Annotated in this window: 18 protein-coding genes; 12 read left to right on the top strand and 6 right to left on the bottom strand. The window is 53.1% G+C overall.

Annotated features, from left to right (window positions below; all coding sequences use genetic code 11):
- The first annotated feature begins 9 nt into the window (after positions 1–9).
- From relA to eno, 4 genes are all read left to right on the top strand, one after another.
- Positions 10–2,229 carry a GTP diphosphokinase gene (gene relA / locus CAG64_RS22185; RefSeq protein ID WP_021706922.1) on the top strand — a complete coding sequence of 740 codons (2,220 nt, stop codon included), beginning with the start codon at positions 10–12 and terminating at the stop codon, positions 2,227–2,229.
- A gap of 106 nt (positions 2,230–2,335) precedes the next feature.
- Complete coding sequence (mazG, locus tag CAG64_RS22180) at positions 2,336–3,130, top strand: nucleoside triphosphate pyrophosphohydrolase (protein ID WP_161447942.1); 795 nt, start codon at positions 2,336–2,338, stop codon at positions 3,128–3,130.
- Positions 3,131–3,304: 174 nt separating this feature from the next.
- Positions 3,305–4,942 (top strand): CTP synthase, encoded by a 1,638-nt coding sequence (locus tag CAG64_RS22175; protein ID WP_021706924.1) that lies wholly within the window; start codon positions 3,305–3,307, stop codon positions 4,940–4,942.
- Positions 4,943–5,020: 78 nt separating this feature from the next.
- Entirely contained in the window at positions 5,021–6,322 is a 1,302-nt protein-coding gene (gene eno, locus CAG64_RS22170; RefSeq protein ID WP_021706925.1) for a phosphopyruvate hydratase, read from the top strand.
- A gap of 93 nt (positions 6,323–6,415) precedes the next feature.
- Here eno and CAG64_RS22165 read toward each other — a convergent pair whose 3' ends face one another.
- Positions 6,416–7,630 (bottom strand): multifunctional CCA addition/repair protein, encoded by a 1,215-nt coding sequence (locus tag CAG64_RS22165; protein WP_021706926.1) that lies wholly within the window; start codon positions 7,628–7,630, stop codon positions 6,416–6,418.
- 89 nt (positions 7,631–7,719) lie between these two features.
- Between CAG64_RS22165 and CAG64_RS22160 the strand changes: the two genes are divergently transcribed.
- Complete coding sequence (locus CAG64_RS22160) at positions 7,720–9,330, top strand: ExeA family protein (protein ID WP_161457515.1); 1,611 nt, start codon at positions 7,720–7,722, stop codon at positions 9,328–9,330.
- Positions 9,330–10,082: a general secretion pathway protein GspB gene (locus CAG64_RS22155; RefSeq protein WP_161457514.1), complete on the top strand. Its 753-nt coding sequence runs from the start codon at positions 9,330–9,332 to the stop codon at positions 10,080–10,082. Before CAG64_RS22160 ends, CAG64_RS22155 begins: the two co-directional genes overlap by 1 nt.
- Positions 10,083–10,159: 77 nt before the next feature.
- On the opposite strand, the gene CAG64_RS22150 is transcribed toward CAG64_RS22155, so the two are convergent.
- The 3 genes from CAG64_RS22150 to CAG64_RS22140 form a co-directional block, all read right to left on the bottom strand.
- Positions 10,160–10,771, bottom strand: a complete 612-nt coding sequence (locus CAG64_RS22150; RefSeq protein ID WP_021706929.1) for a TIGR04211 family SH3 domain-containing protein — start codon at positions 10,769–10,771, stop codon at positions 10,160–10,162.
- A 158-nt stretch (positions 10,772–10,929) separates the two neighbouring features.
- Complete coding sequence (locus tag CAG64_RS22145; RefSeq protein ID WP_021706930.1) at positions 10,930–12,192, bottom strand: inorganic phosphate transporter; 1,263 nt, start codon at positions 12,190–12,192, stop codon at positions 10,930–10,932.
- Between the two features lie 127 nt (positions 12,193–12,319).
- Positions 12,320–13,000 carry a TIGR00153 family protein gene (locus CAG64_RS22140; RefSeq protein WP_040903121.1) on the bottom strand — a complete coding sequence of 227 codons (681 nt, stop codon included), beginning with the start codon at positions 12,998–13,000 and terminating at the stop codon, positions 12,320–12,322.
- 205 nt (positions 13,001–13,205) lie between these two features.
- On the opposite strand from CAG64_RS22140, the gene CAG64_RS22135 reads away from it, so the two are divergent.
- A complete protein-coding gene (locus tag CAG64_RS22135) occupies positions 13,206–14,723 on the top strand; it encodes a CYTH and CHAD domain-containing protein (protein WP_021706932.1) in 1,518 nt (505 codons plus the stop codon).
- Positions 14,724–14,738: 15 nt separating this feature from the next.
- Here CAG64_RS22135 and CAG64_RS22130 read toward each other — a convergent pair whose 3' ends face one another.
- Complete coding sequence (locus CAG64_RS22130) at positions 14,739–15,509, bottom strand: potassium channel family protein (protein WP_021706933.1); 771 nt, start codon at positions 15,507–15,509, stop codon at positions 14,739–14,741.
- A gap of 92 nt (positions 15,510–15,601) precedes the next feature.
- Between CAG64_RS22130 and CAG64_RS22125 the strand changes: the two genes are divergently transcribed.
- The 3 genes from CAG64_RS22125 (at position 15,602) to hldE (ending at position 21,322) form a co-directional block, all read left to right on the top strand.
- Positions 15,602–16,858, top strand: a complete 1,257-nt coding sequence (locus CAG64_RS22125) for a methyl-accepting chemotaxis protein (RefSeq protein WP_021706934.1) — start codon at positions 15,602–15,604, stop codon at positions 16,856–16,858.
- A gap of 119 nt (positions 16,859–16,977) precedes the next feature.
- Positions 16,978–19,818 carry a bifunctional [glutamate--ammonia ligase]-adenylyl-L-tyrosine phosphorylase/[glutamate--ammonia-ligase] adenylyltransferase gene (gene glnE, locus CAG64_RS22120; RefSeq protein WP_161457513.1) on the top strand — a complete coding sequence of 947 codons (2,841 nt, stop codon included), beginning with the start codon at positions 16,978–16,980 and terminating at the stop codon, positions 19,816–19,818.
- Between the two features lie 73 nt (positions 19,819–19,891).
- Positions 19,892–21,322, top strand: a complete 1,431-nt coding sequence (hldE, locus tag CAG64_RS22115; protein ID WP_161457512.1) for a bifunctional D-glycero-beta-D-manno-heptose-7-phosphate kinase/D-glycero-beta-D-manno-heptose 1-phosphate adenylyltransferase HldE — start codon at positions 19,892–19,894, stop codon at positions 21,320–21,322.
- Between the two features lie 103 nt (positions 21,323–21,425).
- Here hldE and tolC read toward each other — a convergent pair whose 3' ends face one another.
- Positions 21,426–22,763, bottom strand: a complete 1,338-nt coding sequence (gene tolC, locus CAG64_RS22110) for an outer membrane channel protein TolC (protein WP_021706937.1) — start codon at positions 22,761–22,763, stop codon at positions 21,426–21,428.
- A gap of 231 nt (positions 22,764–22,994) precedes the next feature.
- On the opposite strand from tolC, the gene nudF reads away from it, so the two are divergent.
- Together nudF and CAG64_RS22100 are read left to right on the top strand one after the other, a co-directional pair.
- Entirely contained in the window at positions 22,995–23,624 is a 630-nt protein-coding gene (nudF, locus tag CAG64_RS22105) for an ADP-ribose diphosphatase (RefSeq protein ID WP_021706938.1), read from the top strand.
- Positions 23,612–24,055, top strand: coding sequence for a DUF1249 family protein (locus CAG64_RS22100; RefSeq protein WP_021706939.1), 444 nt, complete (start codon positions 23,612–23,614; stop codon positions 24,053–24,055). The genes nudF and CAG64_RS22100 overlap by 13 nt, the downstream gene beginning before the upstream one ends.
- Positions 24,056–24,062: the final 7 nt, after the last annotated feature.

Raw genomic sequence — 24,062 nt, 5'->3', positions numbered from 1 at the left:
GACGAAAAGATGGTTGCGGTACGAAGCGCACATTTGAATCAAGACGAACAGTTTGAGCTGGAGAAGTGGATCTCTAGTCTGAAGCAGGATAAAGAGACGGCCAACCGGCTGAGTAACGTTTATCGCCAGTGCGAAGAACTGCTGAACGGCACAGAGCAGGGGCCGTTGCTGTTGTGGCGTGGCCGGGAGATGATCGAAATTTTGATCACCCTGTCAATGGACCGGGCCACGCTGGTGGCCGCTCAGCTGTTTCCGATCGTAACCAGTGGCTTGTTTGAGCGCGAATTGCTCGAAGAACATTACGGTAAAGAGATCATCAAACTGATCGACGGCGTTGAAGAGATGGCGGCAATCGGTCAGTTGAACGTCACCATGTCTGGCGGTGCGGCGTCGGCACAGGTCGACAACGTGCGCCGTATGTTGCTGGCGATGGTCGATGATTTCCGCTGCGTGGTGATTAAGCTGGCTGAGCGGATTTGCAACCTGATTGAAGTGAAAAAGGCGCCGGATGAAGTGCGCCGTGCGGCGGCGAAAGAGTGTGCCAATATCTACGCGCCGCTGGCTAACCGTTTGGGCATTGGTCAGCTCAAGTGGGAGATTGAAGATTACGCGTTTCGTTATCAGCACCCTGATACTTACAAGCAGATCGCCAAACAACTGGCTGAGCGTCGGATTGTCCGTGAGCAGTACATCAAAGACTTTGTCGATGATCTGGCGGAGGAGATGGCCGTGTGTGGCATCAATGCTGAAGTCAGTGGCCGTCCTAAGCATATCTACAGCATCTGGCGAAAGATGCAGAAGAAAAATCTGGCGTTTGATGAGCTGTTTGACGTCCGGGCGGTGCGCATTATCGCTGACAAGCTGCAGGACTGTTACGCCGCTCTGGGGGTGGTGCACACTAAATACAAGCATCTGCCGAGTGAGTTTGACGATTATGTCGCCAACCCGAAACCGAACGGTTATCAGTCGATCCACACCGTGATCCTGGGGCCGGAAGGCAAGACCATCGAGATACAGATCCGCACCAAGCAGATGCACGAAGAGTCTGAACTTGGCGTGGCTGCCCACTGGAAATACAAAGAAGGCAGCAGTGCGCGCAGTGGCTACGATGAGAAAATCACCTGGCTGCGCAAGCTGCTTGACTGGCAGGAAGAGATGTCCGACTCCGGTGAGATGCTGGATGAGTTACGCAGCCAGGTGTTTGATGACCGGGTATACGCCTTTACGCCACGTGGTGACGTAGTGGATTTGCCGATGGGGGCCACGCCACTTGATTTCGCCTACCACATTCACTCTGAAGTGGGCCACCGTTGTATCGGGGCCAAAGTGGCAGGTCGGATCGTGCCGTTCACCCATAAGCTGCACATGGGCGATCAGGTCGAGATCATCACTTCGAAAGAGCCGAACCCGTCACGTGACTGGTTGAATCCGTCGCTGGGCTTTGTGCATTCCGGGCGGGCACGGGCGAAAATCAATGCCTGGTTCCGCAAGCAGAGCCGGGAGAAGAACCTCGAGGCCGGTCGTGAGATCTTAGAGCGTGAACTGGTTAAGATTGGTGCCACGCTGAAAGATGCAGAGCAATACGCGCTCAAGCGCTTCAACGTCAACACGCCGGATGAGCTCTACGTGGGGGTCGGCAGCGGTGACTTGCGTATCAACCAGATCATCAATCACATCAATGCGTTGGTGAACAAACCGACCGCGGAAGAAGAAGATCTTCAGGCGCTGGAGAAATTGCAGGAAGCCGAAAACCGGGCACCGGCGCAGAGTCGGCCAAAGAAAGACGCGGTGGTGGTCGAAGGGGTCGATAACCTGCTGACGCATCTGGCGCGCTGCTGTCATCCGATTCCGGGTGATGACATCTGCGGTTACATCACGCAAGGACGGGGTATCTCCGTTCACCGCAGTGATTGTGAGCAGTTGGATGAGCTGCGTCATCATGCACCGGAACGCATCATTGATACCGTCTGGGGCAGTGGTTTTGTCGGCTCGTATATTCTGACGGTGCGTGTCGAAGCGATGGAACGCGGTGGGTTAGTGAAAGACATCACCACCTTGTTTGCCAACGAAAAAATCAAAGTGACCAGCATGAAGAGTCGCATTGATTATCGCAGTCAGTTATCGATCATGGATTTTGATCTGGAAGTGAACAACCTTGAGGTGCTCAACCGCATCGTCAAACGGGTCGAACAGATCCGGGACGTCATGTCGGTGAAACGTCTTGGCTAAGCGCCGCTGATAACGAGGCTACCCAGCCGGTGGCTACGCAAAGCAACAAAATGACCAGGGCGAGCGGTGCAGACGGCTCGCCTTTTGGTTACAGGAAGAGAAGAACATGAGTCATCCTATTGAACAACTTGAAGCGATCATGACCAAACTGCGCGATCCGGACGGCGGCTGTCCGTGGGATCTGAAACAGTCATTTGACACTATTGTGCCGCACACCATTGAAGAGACGTATGAAGTGGTGGACGCGATTCATCAGCGTGACTGGCCGAATCTGCAGGAAGAACTGGGCGATCTGCTGTTTCAGGTGATTTTTTACAGTCAACTGGCCAAAGAGCAGGGGTTGTTTGATTTTTCTGATGTGGTTGAGGGCGTAAATGAAAAGCTGACTCGTCGTCACCCGCACGTGTTCACCGCCATGGCGTTGGCGGACGAAGACGACATTCACGCCAACTGGGAAGCCGAAAAAGCCAGAGAAAAAGCCCGTGCGGGCAAAACGGAGCAAAGTATCCTAGACTCAATACCAAACTCTTTGCCCGCGCTGTCCCGGGCAACCAAAATTCAGAAGAAGTGCGCCCGCTATGGCTTTGACTGGGACTCGCTGGGGCCCGTGGTCGACAAAGTGCATGAAGAGATTGACGAAGTGATGGAAGAAGCGCTTCAGGTGACACCGGACCCGGCCAGTGTGGAACTGGAACTGGGGGATTTGCTGTTTGCCACGGTGAACCTGTCCCGCCATTTGGGGGTAAATCCGGAAGTGGCGCTGGGCAAAGCCAACACCAAGTTTGTACGTCGTTTCAAAGGCGTGGAAGCCAAAGTGCGCGAGCAGGAGAGAACCTTGCAGGAATGCTCATTAGCGCAACTCGATGAGTTGTGGGATCAGGTCAAACGCTCGGAGGAGTAGGCGACCGGTTGTTTGCACCCAGTCAAGTTGGGCCGCCACAGGTTTGATTTGAAGCAAAAAATAAAAAATTCTAGTGTGATAGATTTCACGTTGTGGCGGTAAGGAGCTTCTGGTATATTTACGTCCCGTCCAGAAGAAATCCATTTCCCTCATTCAACCAATTTCAGGTTAAACATGACGACAAATTACATTTTTGTTACTGGCGGGGTTGTATCCTCTCTAGGTAAAGGTATTGCAGCGGCCTCTCTTGCAGCGATTCTAGAAGCTCGTGGTCTTAAAGTGACCATCATGAAGCTAGACCCTTACATCAACGTTGACCCGGGCACCATGAGCCCGACTCAGCACGGTGAAGTATTCGTGACAGAAGACGGCGCTGAAACAGACCTAGACCTTGGTCACTACGAGCGTTTCATCCGTACTAAGATGACCAAGCGCAACAACTTCACGGCCGGTCGTGTTTACGCTGACGTTCTGCGTAAAGAACGTCGCGGTGACTATCTGGGCGCCACCATTCAGGTTATCCCTCACATCACGAATTCCATCAAAGACCGTGTGGTTGCTGGTGCGGAAGGCCACGACGTCGCGATCGTTGAGATCGGCGGCACGGTGGGCGATATCGAATCCTTGCCATTTATGGAAGCGATCCGTCAGTTGGCGGTTGAGCTGGGCCGCGAGCGTGCGATGTTCATGCACCTGACGCTGGTTCCTTATCTGGCGGCTGCGGGTGAAGTCAAAACCAAGCCAACACAGCACTCAGTGAAAGAGCTGCTGTCGATCGGTATTCAGCCCGATATCCTGGTATGCCGCAGCGATCGCATGATCCCGGCGAACGAGCGTAAGAAGATTGCGCTGTTCTGTAACGTGCCAGAGAAAGCGGTTATCTCCATGAAAGACGTAGACTCGATCTACAAGATTCCGCAACTGATCAGAGCTCAGGGCCTGGATGATCTGGTATGTGCCCGTTTTGGCATTGATGCCCCAGAAGCGGATCTGGCCGAATGGGAACAGGTGATTTACGAAGAAGCGAATCCGACCGGTGAAGTGACCATCGGTATGGTAGGTAAGTACATCGAACTGCCAGACGCTTACAAGTCCGTTAACGAAGCACTGAAACACGCAGGCTTGAAAAATCGCCTGAGCGTTAATATTAAGTATGTAGATTCACAGGATGTTGAGACTCGCGGCGTAGAAGTGCTGGAAGGTCTTGACGCGATCCTGGTACCAGGTGGCTTCGGCGATCGCGGTATTGAAGGTAAGATTCGCTCAGCGCAGTATGCGCGTGAAAACAAAATTCCGTATCTGGGCATCTGTCTGGGGATGCAAGTGGCACTGATCGAGTACGCACGTAATGTCGCGGGCATGGAAGGTGCGCATTCAACAGAATTTAACAAAGGCACCAAATACCCTGTGGTAGGCTTGATCACAGAGTGGGTCGACAACGAAGGTAACGTCGAAGAGCGTACTGAGAAGTCGGATCTGGGTGGCACGATGCGTCTGGGCGCACAGCTATGTCACCTGGAGAAGGGCACGAAAGCCCGTGAACTGTACGGTAGCGATACCATTCATGAGCGTCACCGTCACCGTTACGAAGTGAACAATAACTTGCGTCCTCAGATTGAAAAAGCGGGCCTGAAAGTGTCTGGTCTGTCTGCGGATAAGAAACTGGTTGAAATGATTGAGAACCCGGCTCACCCATGGTTTGTAGCGGCTCAGTTCCACCCAGAGTTCACGTCGACGCCTCGTGACGGTCACCCTCTGTTTGCTGGTTTCGTTAAAGCTGCTGGTGAATACTCGCGCAGCGAAGAGAAGTAAAGGGATACGGGCAGTAGCGTCAGCTGTGCTGCTGCCCTTTAAATTTGACATTTATATTTGAAACGAGAGGAAACATTAATGTCTAAGATCGTTAAAGTTCTAGGTCGTGAAATCATCGACTCACGCGGTAACCCAACTGTTGAAGCTGAAGTACACCTAGAAGGCGGTTTCGTAGGTATGGCAGCTGCTCCATCTGGCGCATCTACTGGTTCTCGCGAAGCTCTTGAGCTACGTGACGGTGACAAATCACGTTTCCTAGGTAAAGGTGTTCTGAAAGCAATTGAAGCCGTTAATGGCCCAATCGCTGAAGCCTTGGTTGGCAAAGACGCAAAAGCGCAAGCTGACATCGACCAAATCATGATCGACCTAGACGGCACTGAAAACAAATCTAAATTCGGTGCGAACGCTATCCTGGCTGTTTCTCTGGCAAACGCGAAAGCTGCAGCAGCAGCGAAAGGCATGCCTCTGTACGAGCACATCGCTGAACTCAACGGCACTCCAGGTCAATTCTCTATGCCTCTGCCTATGATGAACATCATCAACGGTGGTGAGCACGCAGACAACAACGTTGACATCCAAGAGTTCATGATCCAACCAGTTGGCGCAAAAACTCTGAAAGAAGGTCTACGTATCGGTGCTGAAGTATTCCACAACCTGGCTAAGGTTCTGAAAGCAAAAGGCATGAGCACTGCAGTTGGTGACGAAGGTGGTTTCGCTCCTAACCTAGAATCTAACGCTGCTGCACTGGCTGCAATCAAAGAAGCGGTAGAGCTTGCTGGTTACGAGCTGGGCAAAGACGTGACTCTGGCTATGGACTGTGCAGCCTCTGAGTTCTACGACAAAGAAGCTGGCAACTACAACATGAAAGGCGAAGGTAAAATCTTCACTTCTGAAGAGTTCAACCACTACCTGGCGGGTCTGGTTGAGCAATACCCAATCGTTTCTATCGAAGACGGTCTGGACGAGTCAGACTGGGATGGCTTTAAGCACCAGACTGAACTGCTGGGCGACAAGATCCAACTGGTTGGTGACGATCTGTTCGTAACCAACACTAAGATCCTGAAAGAAGGTATCGAGAAAGGCATCGCTAACTCTATCCTGATCAAGTTCAACCAGATCGGTTCTCTGACTGAGACTCTGGCTGCAATCAAGATGGCGAAAGACGCAGGTTACACCGCAGTAATCTCTCACCGCAGCGGCGAAACTGAAGACGCAACTATCGCTGACCTGGCGGTAGGTACTGCAGCAGGCCAAATCAAAACTGGTTCTATGAGCCGTTCTGACCGTGTTGCTAAGTACAACCAGCTGATCCGTATCGAAGAAGCACTGGGTGAGCGCGCACCATTCAACGGTCTGAAAGAAGTGAAAGGCCAAGCTTAATTTAAGCTCAGCATAGACACTTTAAAAAGCCCCGCATTGCGGGGCTTTTTTGTCTCTGCGAGGCGCGTGTCTGCGCGCGTCCATCAGTGGCGATCAGTCCGCTGTTTTGATTGCCTCAATACGGCGTTTTTCCAGCTCGTCACGAATGGCTTTCCCTTTAAATCCATCCGCAATCACCTGTTGAACATCCACGTTGAGCGCGGCGTGGTAGGCGCGCAGAAAAATCGCCCGTTGCGGGTACGGATTCTGTTCCAGACCAAGCCGGCCACGGTGGTCGGCTTCACAGCACCGCAGCACCGCGTTTAACCGCTCGGGTTTGCGCCATACATCCAGCTTGTTGAGCACTTTCAGCTTGGTGGCCGGCTTAAGTTCGGCCGCGCGGTGAACATTGGAATGTTGTGCGCACACCGCCAGCGCCAGATCGCGATATTCGTTCGGAATCCGGATCCGCTCACACAATTGTTCAATCAAGCTCAGGCCAGTGTGGCAATGCAGCTTATGGCTCGGCCACTCTTTTTCTGGTGTCACGCCTTTGCCCAGATCGTGCACCTGTGCGGCGAAGCGCACTGGCAGAGCCTCAGACAGTTGCGCTGCTTGCTCGGCCACCATCAGGGTATGAACACCGGTATCGATCTCCGGGTGCCACTTTTCGGGTTGTGGGACGCCAAACAGCCGGTCGAGCTCCGGCAAAATGTGTTTGAGGGCGCCACAATCGCGCAGTATCTGAAGAAACACCTGTGGCGCAGAAGTTGAGAGGGATTTGTGCCACTCCTGCCACACCCGCTCAGCGGTCAGGTGATCCAACTCTCCACTGGCGGCGATGTTAGCCATCAACGCCATGGTTTCGTCGGCAACGCGAAAACCGAGGTGAGCGAGTTTCGCTGCAAAACGGGCGACTCTCAATACCCGTAAGGGATCTTCGACAAACGCGGCCGAGACATGGCGCAGAATCCGGTCATGGAGATCCTGCTGGCCGCCATAAGGGTCAATGATGTTACCCTGGGTGTCTTGTGCCATTGCGTTGATGGTCAGATCGCGGCGCAGCAGATCGTCTTCCAGCGTGACGTCCGGTGCGAAGTAACAGTCAAAACCTTTATAGCCAGCGCCGGTTTTGCGTTCGGTTCGGGCCAGAGCATGCTCTTCCTTGGTGTCTGGATGCAGAAACACCGGGAAATCTTTACCTACGGGCGTAAAGCCCGCGTCGAGCATCTGCTGTGGAGCGCTGCCGACGACAACCCAATCTTTGTCATAGACAGCAATATTGAGCAACTGGTCGCGCACAGCGCCACCAACTAGGTATACTTGCACTTATCAAACCTCAAAATCAGAAACAGCCATTGGCTTGGATTACACGGCAATGGTACTTTTCTTATTAGTGAAATTATAGAGACGAGAGAATGTATAAGGAATTTTTTGGATTTGTGGAATTGCCGTTCTCGATCGTTCCCAATTCTCGTTACCTGTTTCTCAGCCAGCGACACAAAGAAGCCATCCAGCATCTGCGTGCCGGGCTAGGCGACGGGGGCGGCTTCGCCATGCTCAGCGGCGAAGTCGGTACGGGAAAGACAACGGTTGCCCGTGCAATGCTCAAATCTCTCGACCCGACCACACAGGCCGGGTTTATTTTGAATCCGACCTTCTCCGATATTGAGCTGTTGCAGGCGATTTGTGATGAATTCAGCATCCAGTATCCGGCGGATGCGACTCTCAAACAGCTCAGCCAGGCCATTTACCAGTTTCTGCTCCACAGCCATGCGCACGGCAAACAGACACTGCTGGTGATCGATGAAGCGCAACATCTGGCGGCGGACGTACTCGAACAACTGCGTTTGCTCACTAACCTGGAAACAGAGAGCCGTAAGTTATTGAAGGTGCTGTTGATTGGTCAGCCAGAACTGCAGCAGAAACTGCAGATGCCACAGTTGCGACAGCTGGCTCAGCGGATCACCGGACGCTACCACTTACTACCGCTCAATATTGAAGAGACCGCCAAGTACATTCAGTTTCGTCTCGATTTGGCCGGCGGCGAACGGGATCTATTTGCAGTCAAAAGCCTTAAACTGATCGGGGTACAGACGCAGGGTATTCCTCGTCTGATCAACCTGGTGTGCGACGCCGCGCTCAAACAGGCGTATCAGATCGGGGAGCATAAGCCGAGCCACGCAACCGTACAGAGCGCCTGTGAAGAAGTTATGGCGTTTCAGAGTTCCTTTAATGTCTCGGCCAGGAGTGCGCCGCCAAAACGCTCTGGTATGGCGCTGACGGCCTCTGTGGTGATTGGCTTGGGTCTCGCCTGGCTTGGGTATCAATGGACACCGGTGATGGCTCAGCCCTGGATTGAACAACAGATTGAAGCGCAGCATCCGCAGCAGCCGGACGTGGAAATTACACAGGAAGTGATGCCGCCGTCCCTGCCGGAGGCTTTGGTTCGTTCCACGTCACTCGAAGACCCGCTGGCGGAGCTGTATAAAGTCTGGGGGTATCAGGCTTCCATGCTGGATCGCTTCTGTGCTGACAACGACAACAGCCTGTTCCGCTGTGAGAGTGCCATGGGGGCGCTCAGTGATATTGAGCAGCTTGGTTTTCCGGTGGTGTTAACTCTGCATGTCAACGGTCAGGCTAGCTACGCAGTGCTGTATCACCTCGGTGCCGATACGGTGCAGCTGTTGGTGGATGGACAGCGCCTTGAGTTTGAGACCAAGTGGCTGAAAGAGCTGTGGTCAGGGGAATACCATTACATCTGGCAAAGTGTCTGGCATGCAACCCTCAAACCTGGCATGCGTGGCAGCGCAGTCGCGATGCTGAATGAGCGTCTGTCGCTGCTAATGGGGGACAGTTATGATGGCAGTGATCGCTTTGATGCCGAGCTGAAACGTAAAGTCGAAATGTTCCAGCGCTGGCAGGGACTGAACGTCGACGGCATTGCCGGGGTGCGGACGCTGCGTCGTCTGGAGTTGATGACGCAAACCAATCCGCCCGTTCTGTCTGTTGTGAAGGAGGACGTCTGATGTCGAATGTCTTGAAAGCGCTGGAGCAGTCAGAGCGCAGTCATCAGCAGTTACACAATTCCGCTCCGGGGGGCGCCGGTCGTCAGGCCGTCAGTCACAGAGCGGATACGCCATTGTGGTTGCATGCAACCTGCCTGTTGCTGCCGGCGGTGGCCACGGTTTCCTGGGTGGGCTATCAGAGTTATCAATCGGCGCTGGTGGACTGGATAAGCAGCAATCAGCCACAAGAAGTGGTCGTGGATGTGCCAGCGGCGCTGTCGGTCAAACCGTACCCGGATTTTGCAACGCTGGCGGTGAATCGGCGGACCACGCCACGGCCACAGGCGGAGCCTGCCATTCGTCGCGATGAGCCAACACCGTCGACCTCGTCGGCACCAAGTACCGACTCTGAGCTGGATGGGGTCGACCTCAGCTCGCTGCCACCGTCACTGGCGCGGCGGGTAGAAGCGGCCATGTCGTCTGAGTCGGTCCGAGCTGCGATGCGAGATACCGGTGAGGCGGACGACGCTGCGGTGGATTTATCGATGGCGGGCGATGATCTGATCGGCCAGTTACCCGCCATGAATTTTCAGACCCATGTGTACACCAGTGACGCCAATCGCCGCTGGGTGAAAATTAACGGTCAGGAATACAAGCAAGGGGAACAGATTGATGCGGATACCCAACTGGTGCGTATCGCGCCGCAATCGTGCACCATTCGTTTTCGCGGTAAGCTGATTCGTGTGCCAGCGCTGTATGACTGGCCAGGCTGAGTACAAGCACTACAAAAAAGGTCACCAGAGGGTGACCTTTTCTTTTTATCTTCGGTTATCGACGTCTTCGGGGGCGATTACGCCCAGCCCGCCGGAGAGCGTTTGCGACGCGGCATGATGTGCGGCAGAATCAGGCCGAACAACAGACCGGCACCCGCGACACCACCGCCGTACATAAAGTACTTCAGCAGCAGATCTTCTTTCTGAGTATCCAGACGAGCACGCAGTTCACGGACTTCGGTTTGAGACTCAGTCAGTTGCTGGCTGATGTCACTGTAGTTTTGCTCCAGTTCCGCAATCTGCTTATTGCGAATGTCCAGCGAGTCGACCAGTCCGGCTTTGGCGGAGTCGGCGTTCTTCTGGGCATTAGCCAGTTTGTCTTTCACGTCCGATAACTCTGCTTCCAGTTTTGGCAGGCGAACCGCCATACTTTCCTGAGAGGTCACGAATTTGGAATCCACCCAGCCTTTACGGCCACGTTCATCGACGATTTGGGTGAAGCCGGCTTCTTTGCTGGTAGACACCAGAGTGACTTTCTCACCAGCGTCCACACTGCCAATGATTCGGTACTGAGTACTAGGACCTGAGTGCATGTAGGTAAATAGTTTGTCCGCAATGTAACGGTTTTGGGCGAGGGCCGCCGGTACTACCAGCATTGAAGCCAGAACCATGCAAATCAGTTTTTTCACGGTAAATCCTTTCAGTGTTGCTTTGTTTGTATATCGCGCTTGAGGCAGCAAATAGTAAAAACTTTCGGCGGTATGATCAACTAAGAAGGGAGGCAAAGCCTCCCTTTCTGTGCGTTTGAGTCAATAATGACAGAGCGCTTACATAGTGTTGACGCGGCTTAAGCGCCGAATAAGGCCTGCATTGCATAGAAGAATACGACCGCCAACAAGGCCCCTGCCGGTAGCGTGACAATCCAGGACGCCACGATGTTACGCACAACGCCTAAGTTAAGGGCGGCAATACCACGCGCAAAACCCACACCCAGTACCGCGCCGACCAGTGTCTGTGTGGTCGAAATAGGCAAACCGGTACCTGAGGCCAGAACCACAGTCGAAGCGGTTGCCAGCTGCGCTGCAAAGCCACGGCTAGGGGTCAGTTCTGTAATACCGGTACCAACTGTTGCCATGACCTTATGACCCAGCGTCGCAAGACCCACAACGATACCGATCCCACCCAGCGGCAGAATCCACCAGGCAATTTCACTTTTCGCGGTGATTTGTCCCATGTGCTCAACCGTCGATACCACGGCAGACAGAGGACCAATCGCGTTAGCAACGTCATTTGAGCCGTGCGCAAAGGCCATCGCACACGCTGTGATCACCATCAGCACGGAAAAGATGCTTTCCACACCGGCAAAGCTGTGATCTTCATCGCGATTGGCAAATTTCTTCTGAATGTAGAGGAAGCCGCCGATCATCACCAGTGCCGACACCACCATCGCCCAGAACCAGGCTTCGGTGTTGCTCAGGTGCAGGCCAACGTGCTTCAGCCCTTTCTTGATCGTCACCAGCGCGATCACCATAGTAGTGATGAACATGTACACAGGCACAAAGCGCTTGGCGTTGATCAGTGGCTTCTCGGTATCAAAGATCAGGCGCTGTGCGCTGACAAAGATAACGTAAGCAAAGAAGCCGGAAATGATAGGGGTAATGATCCAACTGCCCACAATACCTTTCACACTGCCCCAGTCCACCGCTTCGGTGCCAACGGACACACAAGCAAAACCGATGATGGCACCGATAATCGAGTGGGTGGTCGATACTGGCCAGCCCATGTAGGACGCCAGCAGCAGCCAGGTGCCGGCTGCCAGCAGCGCGGACATCATGCCGTATACCAGAATGTCAGGCTGGTTGGCGAAAAGAGAGGTTTCAATCACACCTTTACGGATAGTATCGGTTACTTCACCGCCTGCAAGGTAAGCACCCGCAAATTCAAAAATCATCGCAATGATGATGGCTTGTTTTACGGTCAGCGCTTTTGAGCCGACTGATGTACCCATTGCGTTGGCGACGTCATTTGCGCCAATACCAATTGCCATCAGGAAGCCGAAAAGAGCAGCAACAATAATCAGGACAGTGCCGTAGTTCGCGAGGATATCCATCGTAATACCTAGTTGTTTTTTATAACAAGCGGAGCAAAAACGAGACACACGATGACCCCTCGATGTGCTCAGGTCATCGTTAAATACAAGTGTGTCTGTCTGGTGCTCTTCGTTATTTGATTAACTGTTAAGAGCGGGAAAGCATCAGCTCAAGACGTGCGCCTACGCGCTGCGCCTGATCTGCAATACCGCCGACCCATTCAAAGATTTTGTACAGGAACATCACATCGATTGGATTCATGTCCGCTTCGATCGCCATCAGTTGCTGACGAAGCTGGATTTGCATCGCATCGGTGTCATCTTCGATCACATCCAGTTGATTGATCATCTCAGCCACAAGTGTCACTTCGCGGCCTTTGAATCCAGTTTCCAATAACTCATCGAGCTCGTTGATCACTTTTTGCGCCTGATTCGCCGCATCCAGACAACGTTTTAAATAAGCGATGAAGTTTTCTTGTAGAGGGGCAGGAATGATGAGCTGGCGACCGTAGACACGGCCGGCGACATCTTTCGCCAGGTTAGCCAGTTTGTCTTGCTGGGTCAGTAGCTCCAGCATGTCTGTACGGTCGACAGGCATGAACAAACCGCGAGGAAGTTTCAGGCGGATTTCGCGCTTCAATACGTCAGCTTCTTTCTCAAGGTGAGAAATCTGTGCGCGAATTTCTGCTGCTTTTTCCCAGTCGCCCTGAGAGCACACTTCAAAAAAGTTCACCAGGTGAGAGCAACATTCGTTTACACAAACAACGTGTCGCTGCAAAGGCTTAATAGGGGACTTTGCAAATAACCCCATGATTGTATTTACTGGCATGGTTATTCAACCTAATTGCTATAACCTTAAAAAAACATACACCATTTCGTGGCGAAATGTTGAACGATGGCTATAAAGGCGCGCATGGTAACGCATTAAATCACTCATTAAAACTGTTTTAGATCATCATTGGGGCGATATTTCCTTCTTGCCCCGCTGGAATTTAGGCAATATCCTGTCGCTATCTGCTTTGAAAGGTACAACTATGGAAACCGAGATAGAACTGAAGTTTTTTGTTTCTCCTGAATTTTCAGAAACCTTACGTGACAAGATTTCTGAAACCAAAGTACTTCAGCACAGTTGTCGAGAGCTTGGTAATACCTATTTTGATACGCCTGATAACTGGTTACGAAAGCATGACATCGGGCTACGGATCCGCCGCTATGATGATGTTTTCGTGCAAACGGTGAAAACCGCAGGCCGGGTGGTCGCAGGGTTGCACCAGCGACCGGAATACAATGCCGAACACTCCTGCAACACTCCTGATTTAACTCTCCACCCCGAAGATATCTGGCCTGAAGGCAAAGCCTTAGACACCCTGCAAACTGAACTTACGCCCTTATTCTCAACCAACTTTGCCCGCGAGCAATGGCTAGTAGGAATGGCGGACGGGAGCCAGGTCGAAGTCGCTTTTGACCAAGGGCTGGTGGTCGCGGGGGAGCAACAAGAGCCGATTTGCGAGGTAGAGCTGGAGCTGAAATCGGGTCAAACCGATGCGCTGTTTACGCTGGCACGCACCTTGGGTGAGTCGGGGGGAATGCGTCTTGGGAACCTGAGTAAAGCGGCGCGTGGCTACCGCCTGGCAATGGGGTATGAAATTGGCACCGCGCAACCTTTGTCTCTGGTGGATACCGACAAGCACGACACGGTGGAATCCTGTTTCATCAAATCGCTCGAGCACGCGCTGGCACACTGGCACGACCATGAGCAGTTGTACACGGAAACGGAATCGGTGCCAGCGCTGCATGAAATCAGCCATGCGATCAGCTTTATCCGTCAGATTTTAACAGTGTTCGGTGGCATCGTACCGCGCCGCGCCAGTGCCATCTTACGTCAGGAACTCAAGTGGCTGGAAGAGGAGTTGGGCTGGCTGAAAACCTACGATTACCTGGAAGACTTGCTGGAAGATAAAGGACACGCGCTGCGTAAGCTCGATGCTCGCAAGTTTTTGGTCGGTGAATTGAAATTGTTGGAAGAGCAGCTCCCCGAGCGGGAAGAGACGTTGCAATTGCTCAGCTCCGCCCGTTATACCGGACTGCTGCTGGATTTGAGCCGCTGGATCCTGACCCGAGGCTGGCAGCCATTTCTGGACGATAAAGCGCGAGAGAAAATGGCGCGCAATATTCAGGCCTTTTCAGTGCAGCAATTGGATCGCACCTGGGCGGAATTGCTCGAAGCGTTTCCGCCGGAGCGTGAGTTGTCCAAACAGGAGTATATTGACCAGCAGTATCGTCTGATGCGCAATCTGTATACCGGGATGAGCTTTGCTAACCTGTACAACCCGGACGAGCGGATGAGTTTTCGTCTCCCCTGGGCTGATTTGATGCAGGGTATTGACGATCTGTTAACGCTCAAGCCGCTGGAAGTGCTGACCGACAAGCTTGAAGGCGAAGAGCAGGAGCAGTTACTGCGCTGGCTGCAACGCCAGGAGAGTTCCATTTTGCATGCCATGGAGCAGACGCGCCTCATCAGTGTCGAGGCCAAGCCTTACTGGCAGGAATGATGACTTACAGGATGCTCAGGCATCCTGTTTTTTTGTCGCAGCAATGTCTTTTTCCAACTGGTGAATACGGCGCAGGATCTCGCTTTGCTGCGCCAGCAATTCGTGCAACATGCGTTCTTTATTGGCAGAGCGCTGTTCTTGAATGCGTGACGGCGACGTCAGCAAAGAACTGACCAGACCTGAGGTCATACCAAATAAGCCCACGCCACACACTATCAGCACCCCTGCGAGGATCTTACCACCGTCGGTCACCGGATAATGATCGCCGTACCCCACAGTAGAAATTGTCACCAGCGCCCACCAGATGGCGTCACCTGCGGTATGAATATTGGCATTTGGCGCAGCGGACTCCAGTGACAGCATCATGCTTGAGCCAATCGTCAGCAGCACCACGATCAACAGCAAAATCGAAGCCAGTGTTGTTTCTCGTCGGTTGGTGACCAACTGGCGCATCAGAAAACGCCCGGAGCGGATCACCCAGATAACCCGCAGGATGTGAAAGATCCGCGCAAAACGCAGGGGTTCGATCATCGGAATACTGGCCAGATAGTCAATCCAGTGGCGTTTCAGAAATTGCAGACGATCTGCGGCGCGGATCAAGTCTGTGGTCAGCTGCAGGAGAAAAATACTACAGATCACAAAGTCAAGGCCGATAAGAACCTGTCGGGTATCGTGATCCACCGGGATAAACAAAAGGCCAGAGATCACAAATAGCGACACAATCGACAAAATCAGTGACAGCAGACTCAACGGCTTAACGACGTCTTTGGTATCATCTTTTTTCATACGAAGCTCGAAATAAATACGCTGAACCCGTTTGTGTTTGCACACGAGCTCAGAAAATGGGTTCCAGAACTATAACTTAATGGAGAACAGATATGACAACAATGGCATTCAAGCCATGGGAAAGGGTGATCACGGATATTCGCCTGGTACCCAAAATGGTGATGCTGATGGTGTTCAGTACCATTTTGATTGTCGCAAAACAGTTGTGGGATGCGAGCACCTTCTATCAGTCCCTGCTGGCTGCGACCCAGAACACGGCCGTAGCCCAGCAGCACTACGAGGCTTATTTGGTGCAGGTGGCGTGGCAAACGGCGCTGATGATTGTGGTGTTTGTGGCGTTGTTGCTGTTTGCGGCGCGGATCATGCTGCGCCAGACCCGCTATCTGAGCGAATCGATCAAACAGATGGCCAGCAAAGATCTGTCGGTGCCCATTGAGATGGCGTGCAAAGATGAATACGGAGATGTTGCCAGAGAGCTGGAAACCACCCGTCGTCAGTTGCAGGAGATGATCAAACTGCAAATTCAGTCTTCCCAAGAACTGGCCTCGCTGACCGAAGTGATGACCCTGAGCATGTCGGAGACCAAAGAGTCTGCTCAGGAAGAATTTAATGAGATCGATCAACTGGCCACGGCGATGAGCGAAATGAGTTCGACGGTACAAACCGTGGCCGAGCACGCTCAGAGTGCGTCCTCTCTGACCGAAAGCGCTTCGACCCAAGCGGCTTCGGGTCAGCAGTTTGTACGTGGCACGGTGTCGAAAATCAGTGAGTTGTCACAGGATATCTCGGCCTCAGCCCAGGCGGTGAATCAGGTTGAAGAAAGCGTGGTCTCCATTGGCAGTGTGGTCGGCACCATTCAGGGCATTTCGGAGCAGACCAACCTGCTGGCATTGAATGCCGCAATCGAAGCTGCCCGTGCAGGGGAAGCGGGCCGCGGCTTCGCGGTGGTGGCGGATGAGGTCCGTAACCTGGCGCAGCGCACTCAGCAGGCTACAGTCGAAATCCAGGACATGATCTCTCAGTTGCAAGACAGTGCCAGTTCGGCGGTGGACCTGATGGAGAAAAGTGTTGTCGAAGCAGCGGAAGGGGTGGAGCTGGTGACCAATGCCGGTACCGAGCTGGACGGCATTGTGTCTCAGGTAAACCAGATCAACGACATGAATTTCCAGATTGCCACCGCGGCCGGACAGCAGAGCAGCGTGGCGGAAGAAATGAACCAGAACCTGACCAATGTGCGTGAGCTGGTGGAAGCCTCGGTGACCGTGGTGACCGAGCTGCTGGAAACCTCGGAAATCATGCAAAGTAACGCGGAAGAGCTCGATCGTAAGATCACTGTGTTTAAAGTCTGACGCCAAAAGCTTTGAAGCAACGCCCACTCTCACCAGTGGGCGTTTTTTATTGCGGAAACTCTGGTATAAATGAGTTCATGACATTAAGGTTTCACGCCCGCCAAAAGCAAGGAAGAATCATGCAATTACCCGCGTCACTCCAGCCTGTCGCTGAGACTGCTCTGGAAGGGATCATTCAACAGCCGGCTTACGCCGATTGGCCCAAGCAACATCAACAGCAACTGCACTATATTGCCGGTCTCAGTCAATTTGTGACCGAGGCTTTGCAGCGCGACGAGACCTTGCTGCGCAGCCTGCCCGCGATGTTGGCTGAATCCGATCGGGCAGCTCAATACCGTTCCCGTCTTAACTCGCTGTTGACCAGCTGTGCGGATGAAATGAGTGGTCACCGGGTATTGCGTCAGTTTCGCAACCGGGAAATGGTGCTGATTGCCTGGCGTGATTTTCTCAATCTGTGGACATTAGAAGAGAGTCTAGCGCACTTATCCGAGCTGGCAGAGGCGATGATCTTTGAGACTTACCACTGGCAGTACCAGAGCTGTTGTCAGGAGTGGGGCACGCCGTGCAATGAGCAAGGTGAAGCACAGCCGATGCTGATTATAGGCATGGGCAAACTGGGGGGCGGTGAACTCAACTTCTCGTCAGACATCGACTTGATTTTTACCTATCCGGAAAATGGCGAAACGCAGGGCGCACGACGCAGCATCGCCAATGCCCAATTTTTTACCCGTCTTGGTCAGCGCATCATCAAAGCCCTCGATCAGCACACGTTCGACGGTTTCTGTTATCGGGTCGACATGCGTTTGCGTCCGTTTGGGGAAAGTGGCCCGCTGGTGATGAGCTACGCTGCGCTGGAAGATTATTATCAGGAACAAGGCCGTGACTGGGAGCGCTATGCGATGGTCAAAGCCCGGGTCATGGGCAGTGAAATGTACCCCCAATATCAGGAACTGCGTCAGATGCTGCGGCCTTTTGTGTTCCGTCGTTACATCGATTTCAGCGCGGTCCAGTCGCTGCGACGGATGAAGTCGATGATTTCCAGCGAAGTACGCCGGCGAGGATTGAGCAATAACATTAAGCTGGGCGCTGGTGGCATTCGGGAGGTGGAATTTATTGCGCAGGTATTCCAGCTGATTCGGGGGGGACGTGAGCCTTCACTGCGTCAGCGGGGGTTACTGGAAACTTTAGAGGCGACTGGTGAGCTTGGTTTGCTGAAACCAGAAGAAGTCCATGTATTGCGCGAGGCATATTGTTACCTGCGCCGCCAGGAAAACCTGCTGCAGGCGATGGCCGACAAACAGACCCAAACCCTGCCAGATTGCGAGCTCGAACAACTCAAGCTGGCGATCGCGATGGGCTACCCGGATTGGCGTGCATTGCTGTCGGAAACTCAAATTCACATGGCTGCGGTACACGCTATTTTTGCCGAGCTGATCGGTGCCGATGACGACGAAGAGTCGAACACCGAGCAGTATTACCACGAGCTATGGGACATGGCCCACAAGCCGGAAGTGATGAGCCACATTCTGGAGCAAGATGTCCACAGTGACGAGCCGGATGTCATGGCGCGGGTGATCGTCCACTTTAAAGATGATCTGGCCAAGAAAACACTCGGCCCACGCGGACGTGAAGTCTTAAATCGTTTAATGCCCAAAATATTCAAAGCGATTTTCGACCATCAGGACGCCCGCTTTGGCTTGCCCCGGGTTTTGCATCTGCTGCATAAAATTGTGACGCGCACTACCTATCTCGAGCTGCTGGATGAGCATCCGGCAGCGTTGACTCAACTGGTTCGCCTGTGTACCGCCAGTCCGATGATTTCCGAGCAATTGGGGCGTTATCCGATTCTGCTGGATGAGCTGATTGATCCACAGCATTTGTACAATCCGGTGCCGCTTGACTCCTATCAAACAGAATTACGTGACTTTCTGGCCCGCATTCCGGAAGACGATCTTGAGCAGCAGATGGAAGCGCTGCGCCAGTTCAAACAGATCTGCATGCTGCGTATTGCTGCGGCCGACATTGCCGGCGTGCTGCCAGTGATGAAAGTCAGCGACCATTTGACCTATCTGGCTGAAGCGATCGTCGAGGCGGTGGTGCACCAGGCCTGGCAGCAGATGGCGGAAAAATACGGTGAACCTACCCATTTGCGCGAGCGAGAAGGCAAAGGTTTTGCCGTCGTCGGCTATGGGAAAGTAGGCGGTTGGGAGTTGGGGTACAACTCAGATCTGGATATCGTGTTCATGCACGACTGCCCGGTGAACGTGTATACCGACGGCAAAAAAGAGATCGATGGCCGTCAGTTCTATTTGCGTCTCGCGCAGCGCATCATTCATATTTTTTCCACACGCACGGCGTCTGGCATTCTGTATGAAGCGGACACTCGTTTACGGCCATCCGGGGCTTCTGGACTGCTGGTCAGTCCGACGGAGGCGTTTGCCGAATACCAGCAAACCGAAGCCTGGACCTGGGAACATCAGGCCCTGGTTCGTGCGCGGATGATTTACGGTGACGCGCCGCTGCAACAGGCGTTTCATCAAATCCGTCATGGCATTCTTGCCCGTCCACGGGATGAGGCGACCCTCAAACGTGAGGTGGTCGAGATGCGTCATAAGATGCGTGAGCATCTTGGCGGGAAAAAGGCGGGGCGTTTTATGCTTAAGCAAGATCCGGGTGGCATCACCGACATTGAATTTCTCGCTCAGTACCTGGTCCTGCGCTACAGCCATGAAAAACCGAAACTGACCCGTTGGTCGGACAACGTGCGTATTTTTGAGTCGATGCTCCAGCAAGGCATTATGGATGAAACTCAGGCGATGGCCCTGACTCAGGCGTACACCACGATGCGCGATCATATCCATCACCGCAATTTACTCAATCTGGACGCCGACGTGGCTGAAGAAAAGCTGACCGCCGAGCGCAATGTAGTGATCCAAGGATGGAACCAATGGCTTGGCTGAGGTCAAAGCAGGAGTTTAGTGACTTTTTTGCCTGTGCTACACTTCGCGCAGAAATTAATATGGGAGATCCACAATGAAACCAATCCTACCTGATTACAGCTCATCGGGCGTGTTGATCATTGGTGATGTGATGCTTGATCGCTACTGGTATGGGCCAACCGGGCGCATTTCTCCAGAAGCCCCGGTGCCGGTAGTCAAAGTAGAGAATAACGAAGAGCGTCCAGGCGGGGCCGCCAACGTTGCGATGAACATTGCGTCGCTGGGGGGACACGCCCATATCGTCGGTTTAACCGGGATGGATGAGCCAGCCAAGGTACTGACTGAGACACTCACGGCGCTCAAAGTGAGTTGTGATTTCGTGGCGTTGCCCAACTACCCGACCGTGACCAAACTGCGGGTGCTGAGCCGCGGTCAGCAGCTGATCCGCCTTGACTTTGAAGACAAGTTTGAAGACGTGGATCCGGCGTTAATCAATGAGCGTATGGAGCGTGCACTACCCAAAGTGGGGGCGGTGATCCTGTCGGACTACGACAAAGGTGCGCTGGAAAATGTGCAGCAACTGATCCAGAAAGCCCGTGCGGCTCAGGTACCTGTGTTCATTGACCCGAAGGGGGCCGACTTTGAACGTTACCGCGGCGCGACTCTGCTGACACCGAACATGACAGAGTTTGAATTGGTGGTGGGCAAAGTTCGCAATGAAGAGGAACTGGTCCGCAAAGGTTTGGCGCTGATCGAACAGTTTGACTTTGAAGCTCTGCTGGTGACACGCAGTGAACACGGGATGACATTGCTGCGTCGTGGTCAGGAGCCGTTCCATCTGCCGACTCAGGCAAAAGAAGTCTTTGATGTGACCGGGGCCGGTGACACGGTGATTTCGGTCCTGGCGGCGTCGGTTTCTGCGGGTAAACCTCTGGATGAAGCGTGTGCGCTGGCAAACGCGGCAGCCGGTGTGGTCGTGGGTAAACTGGGCACGTCAACGGTGTCGACCATTGAGCTGGCGGAAGCGATCCACGGTAGCAAAGATACCGACTACGGTGTGATCTCTGAATCTGCGCTGATCGAAGCCGTGAAGCGAGCTCAGGCGAAAGGGGAGACAGTGGTTATGACCAATGGCTGCTTTGACATTCTGCATGCTGGTCATGTGTCTTACCTCAATCACGCGGCCGAGCTGGGCGATCGATTAATCGTTGCCGTTAATACGGATGAATCGGTGAAGCGCCTCAAAGGGCCGGGGCGTCCGGTCAATCCGACGGATCGCCGTATGGCAGTACTAGCGGGGCTAGGAGCAGTGGACTGGGTGGTGCCGTTTGGTGAAGATACGCCGCAACGCCTGATCTCAGAGGTGCTGCCGGATATGCTGGTCAAAGGCGGTGATTACAAGCCGGAAGAGATCGCAGGAGGTAAGGAAGTGATTGCCAACGGCGGTGAAGTACGAGTACTGAACTTTGAAGATGGCTGCTCGACCACCGAAATCATCGATGCGATTAAAGGCGGCAAAGGTTAAGTGCTGTGAGTGGGATTCCGGTCATGGCCAGAGACTAGGGCCGGGACATTGATAAGAAAAAAAGCCGCTGTTGTCAGCGGCTTTTGCGTATCTTGAACTCGGTTTACGAGGTTTTACCTGGCTTAGACGCCGGTGCTGGTTTCAGGCCGGCGCTGATGTCCATGACATCCTGCTCATTCAGAGTACCGATAGCCTGACGCAGTTGCAGTACGCTAATGATGTAGTTGTAGCGAGCATCCGAGAGGTTTTTGTTGGCATCGTACAGGCGACGGGTCGCGTCCAGTACGTCCACAATGGTACGGGTGCCGACATCAAAGCCCGCTTCCGTTGCTTCCAGAGCTGATCTGGCCGACACAACCGACTGTTCGTAGGCACGGATCGCACCGATAGACGCGCTAATGTTATTGTTAAACGCACGAACATCACGGACCACACTGCGGTAAGTCGCTTCCAGATCCTGGCTCGCTGCCACGTACTGGTATTCAGCCTGCTTGGTTTGCGAGTTGATGTTGCCGCCGGTGTACAGAGGTACCGACAGGTTCACACCGATGTTGAAGTCGTTGTACTGTTCATTCGGACCATTGTTGGCATTGCTGTTGCTGTCGTTACCGAAGTTGTAGCCGCCGTCCAGCGTCAGTGATGGCAGATGCCCAGAGCTCGCCAGAGAGATGTTGTCGCGCGCGATGTCCTGAGAAATACGTGCACTCAATAGCTGCAGGTTGCGTTGCTCGGCTTCTTTCACCAGTGACTCTGCACCTTCACCAGGTTTGCTGGCAGAGAAACGTTTGGTATCCAGAACATACAGATTGGCGTGATCTTGTCCGGTGATCTGACGCAGACCTTCATAGCTGTTGGTCAGGTCATTTTGTGCCAGGACTTCATCTGCCAGAACCGCATCGTATTGAGCCTGGGCGTCATGCACGTCGGTGATGGCAGACAAGCCAACTTCAAAACGTTGTTTGGTTTGCTCGAGTTGGCGACCCACCGCGGCTTTTTCCGCGCGGACAAATTCGAGGTTGTCCTGAGCGCGCAGTACATCGAAGTACGCCTGAGCCACACGCAGGATCAGATCCTGTTGCGCCGCCGCGTACGTTGAGTCTGCCTGGCGCGCAGTTTTCTCGGCCGTATCGAGCGAAATCCAGCTTGAACGGTTGTACAGTTGTTGTGAGAAGTTTACGCCAGCGGTCAGCTTGTCGCTTTCACGTGCGTCTTCATCACTGCGGTTAATATTGTAACCGGCAGTCAGGTCAATTTGCGGTAGCAATACACTACGGCTTGAGTTCACTGCTTCGAATGCAGTATCACGCTGAGCGGCCGCGCTCATAAGCGTTGGATCGTTGTCTTTTGCCTGGTTGTAAATTTCAGCCAGCGTATCCGCCCATGCCGAAGTACTCAGACTGCCGAGCGCAGCGCTGATAAATAGAGGAAGCAGTTTTTTCATTGGTCCTATACCTGCCTGGTTCAAAGAGGGTGACTGTTGAGATTCTAACGTAATTTGATGGTAATTCACTCGAAACTTTGCACTTTTTTACACTTAGCTGTCCAATTGTACAATAAATTTAATTAATCAATTTAAATTTTACTATAAAAATTGTATAAAAAGTTGAGCCAAGTCCTTGGTGGTTCAGTGCTTCTCTGCGTAAACTATTAGATTCACTCAGAGAGGTGATAAATGCAACAATTTGACGAGCAACAAGCTGAGTTTACTGTGGACGATGTAGAAATCATCGCCAAAGAGACGTTGTTTCATGGTTTCTTCAAGATGGTAAAGTATCGTTTCAGGCATAAGTTGTTTGCTGGTGGCTGGAGCGAGCCCATTGAACGCGAGATGTTTGAAAGAGGCCATGCAGCCGCTATGCTTCCTTATGACCCGGTAACTGATAAAGTGGTCATCATCGAGCAGATCCGGGTAGGTGCGCTGGAGCACCAACATCCGTGGCAACTGGAAATCATTGCAGGAATGATCGATCGTGATGAGTCGGCTCAGGCAGTGGTTCGCCGGGAAGCGACGGAAGAGGCGGGGATCAACATCGGTCGCATGGAAAAAGTCACCTCTTACTACCCGTCAGCAGGGGGCTGCTCGGAAATGTTGGATGTGTTTGTCGGTGAAGTGGACGCGTCCACGGCCAAGGGCATTCACGGGCTGGATTATGAAGGCGAAGACATCCGCGTACGGGTGTTGTCACGTGCACAAGCGTATCAATATGTACGGGAAGGTAAATTTGAGAATGGTGCCTCAATAATTGCACTGCAATGGTTAGAACTCAATTATGAGCATTTAAGATCACAATGGCTGAAGTAGCACTGAGAAAACCGTATCACGTTGATTTGGCGGAGTTGATGCGGGTTTATGAGACCAACTACGCCAAACTGAACGCTTTGCTGCCACACCAGCCGAGCGTCGGGGACGTGCGCTGCTATCAGGCGGCCAGCATGACTTATCAGTTGGAAGTGGGCGAAGTCACAAAGTACACAACTTTGGTCGACATCTGTCAAAGTGATGATATTCCGGTGTTTCCATTGCCAAAAATGTCTGTCAGGCTGTACCACGATGCTCGTGTGGCAGAGGTGTGTGGCAGTGACAGCGTCAGCCGTGTTCAGCCGCGTTACGAGTACCCCAATGTCAACATGGTACAGCGGGACGAAAAAGCTCAGTTAAACCGTTTTCTTGGCGACTGGCTGACGTTTTGCCTCAAACACGGAATCAGCCGGACTCCGATTCAGACAAATTAATAATTAC

It is taken from the genome of Vibrio sp. V38_P2S17PM301 (assembly GCF_009904845.1).
In the GTDB taxonomy this organism is placed as follows: Bacteria; Pseudomonadota; Gammaproteobacteria; order Enterobacterales; family Vibrionaceae; genus Vibrio; species Vibrio proteolyticus.
This window is presented reverse-complemented; position numbering and strand designations above follow the sequence as displayed.

Excerpts from the sequence above, each read along its gene's own strand:
- relA (WP_021706922.1), top strand. The coding sequence starts at position 10 with ATGGTTGCGGTACGAAGCGCACATTTGAATCAAGACGAACAGTTTGAG.
- mazG (WP_161447942.1), top strand. The coding sequence starts at position 2,336 with ATGAGTCATCCTATTGAACAACTTGAAGCGATCATGACCAAACTGCGC.
- CAG64_RS22175 (WP_021706924.1), top strand. The coding sequence starts at position 3,305 with ATGACGACAAATTACATTTTTGTTACTGGCGGGGTTGTATCCTCTCTA.
- eno (WP_021706925.1), top strand. The coding sequence starts at position 5,021 with ATGTCTAAGATCGTTAAAGTTCTAGGTCGTGAAATCATCGACTCACGC.
- CAG64_RS22160 (WP_161457515.1), top strand. The coding sequence starts at position 7,720 with ATGTATAAGGAATTTTTTGGATTTGTGGAATTGCCGTTCTCGATCGTT.
- CAG64_RS22155 (WP_161457514.1), top strand. The coding sequence starts at position 9,330 with ATGTCGAATGTCTTGAAAGCGCTGGAGCAGTCAGAGCGCAGTCATCAG.
- CAG64_RS22145 (WP_021706930.1), bottom strand. The coding sequence starts at position 12,192 with ATGGATATCCTCGCGAACTACGGCACTGTCCTGATTATTGTTGCTGCT.
- CAG64_RS22140 (WP_040903121.1), bottom strand. The coding sequence starts at position 13,000 with ATGCCAGTAAATACAATCATGGGGTTATTTGCAAAGTCCCCTATTAAG.
- CAG64_RS22135 (WP_021706932.1), top strand. The coding sequence starts at position 13,206 with ATGGAAACCGAGATAGAACTGAAGTTTTTTGTTTCTCCTGAATTTTCA.
- CAG64_RS22130 (WP_021706933.1), bottom strand. The coding sequence starts at position 15,509 with ATGAAAAAAGATGATACCAAAGACGTCGTTAAGCCGTTGAGTCTGCTG.
- CAG64_RS22125 (WP_021706934.1), top strand. The coding sequence starts at position 15,602 with ATGACAACAATGGCATTCAAGCCATGGGAAAGGGTGATCACGGATATT.
- glnE (WP_161457513.1), top strand. The coding sequence starts at position 16,978 with ATGCAATTACCCGCGTCACTCCAGCCTGTCGCTGAGACTGCTCTGGAA.
- hldE (WP_161457512.1), top strand. The coding sequence starts at position 19,892 with ATGAAACCAATCCTACCTGATTACAGCTCATCGGGCGTGTTGATCATT.
- tolC (WP_021706937.1), bottom strand. The coding sequence starts at position 22,763 with ATGAAAAAACTGCTTCCTCTATTTATCAGCGCTGCGCTCGGCAGTCTG.
- nudF (WP_021706938.1), top strand. The coding sequence starts at position 22,995 with ATGCAACAATTTGACGAGCAACAAGCTGAGTTTACTGTGGACGATGTA.
- CAG64_RS22100 (WP_021706939.1), top strand. The coding sequence starts at position 23,612 with ATGGCTGAAGTAGCACTGAGAAAACCGTATCACGTTGATTTGGCGGAG.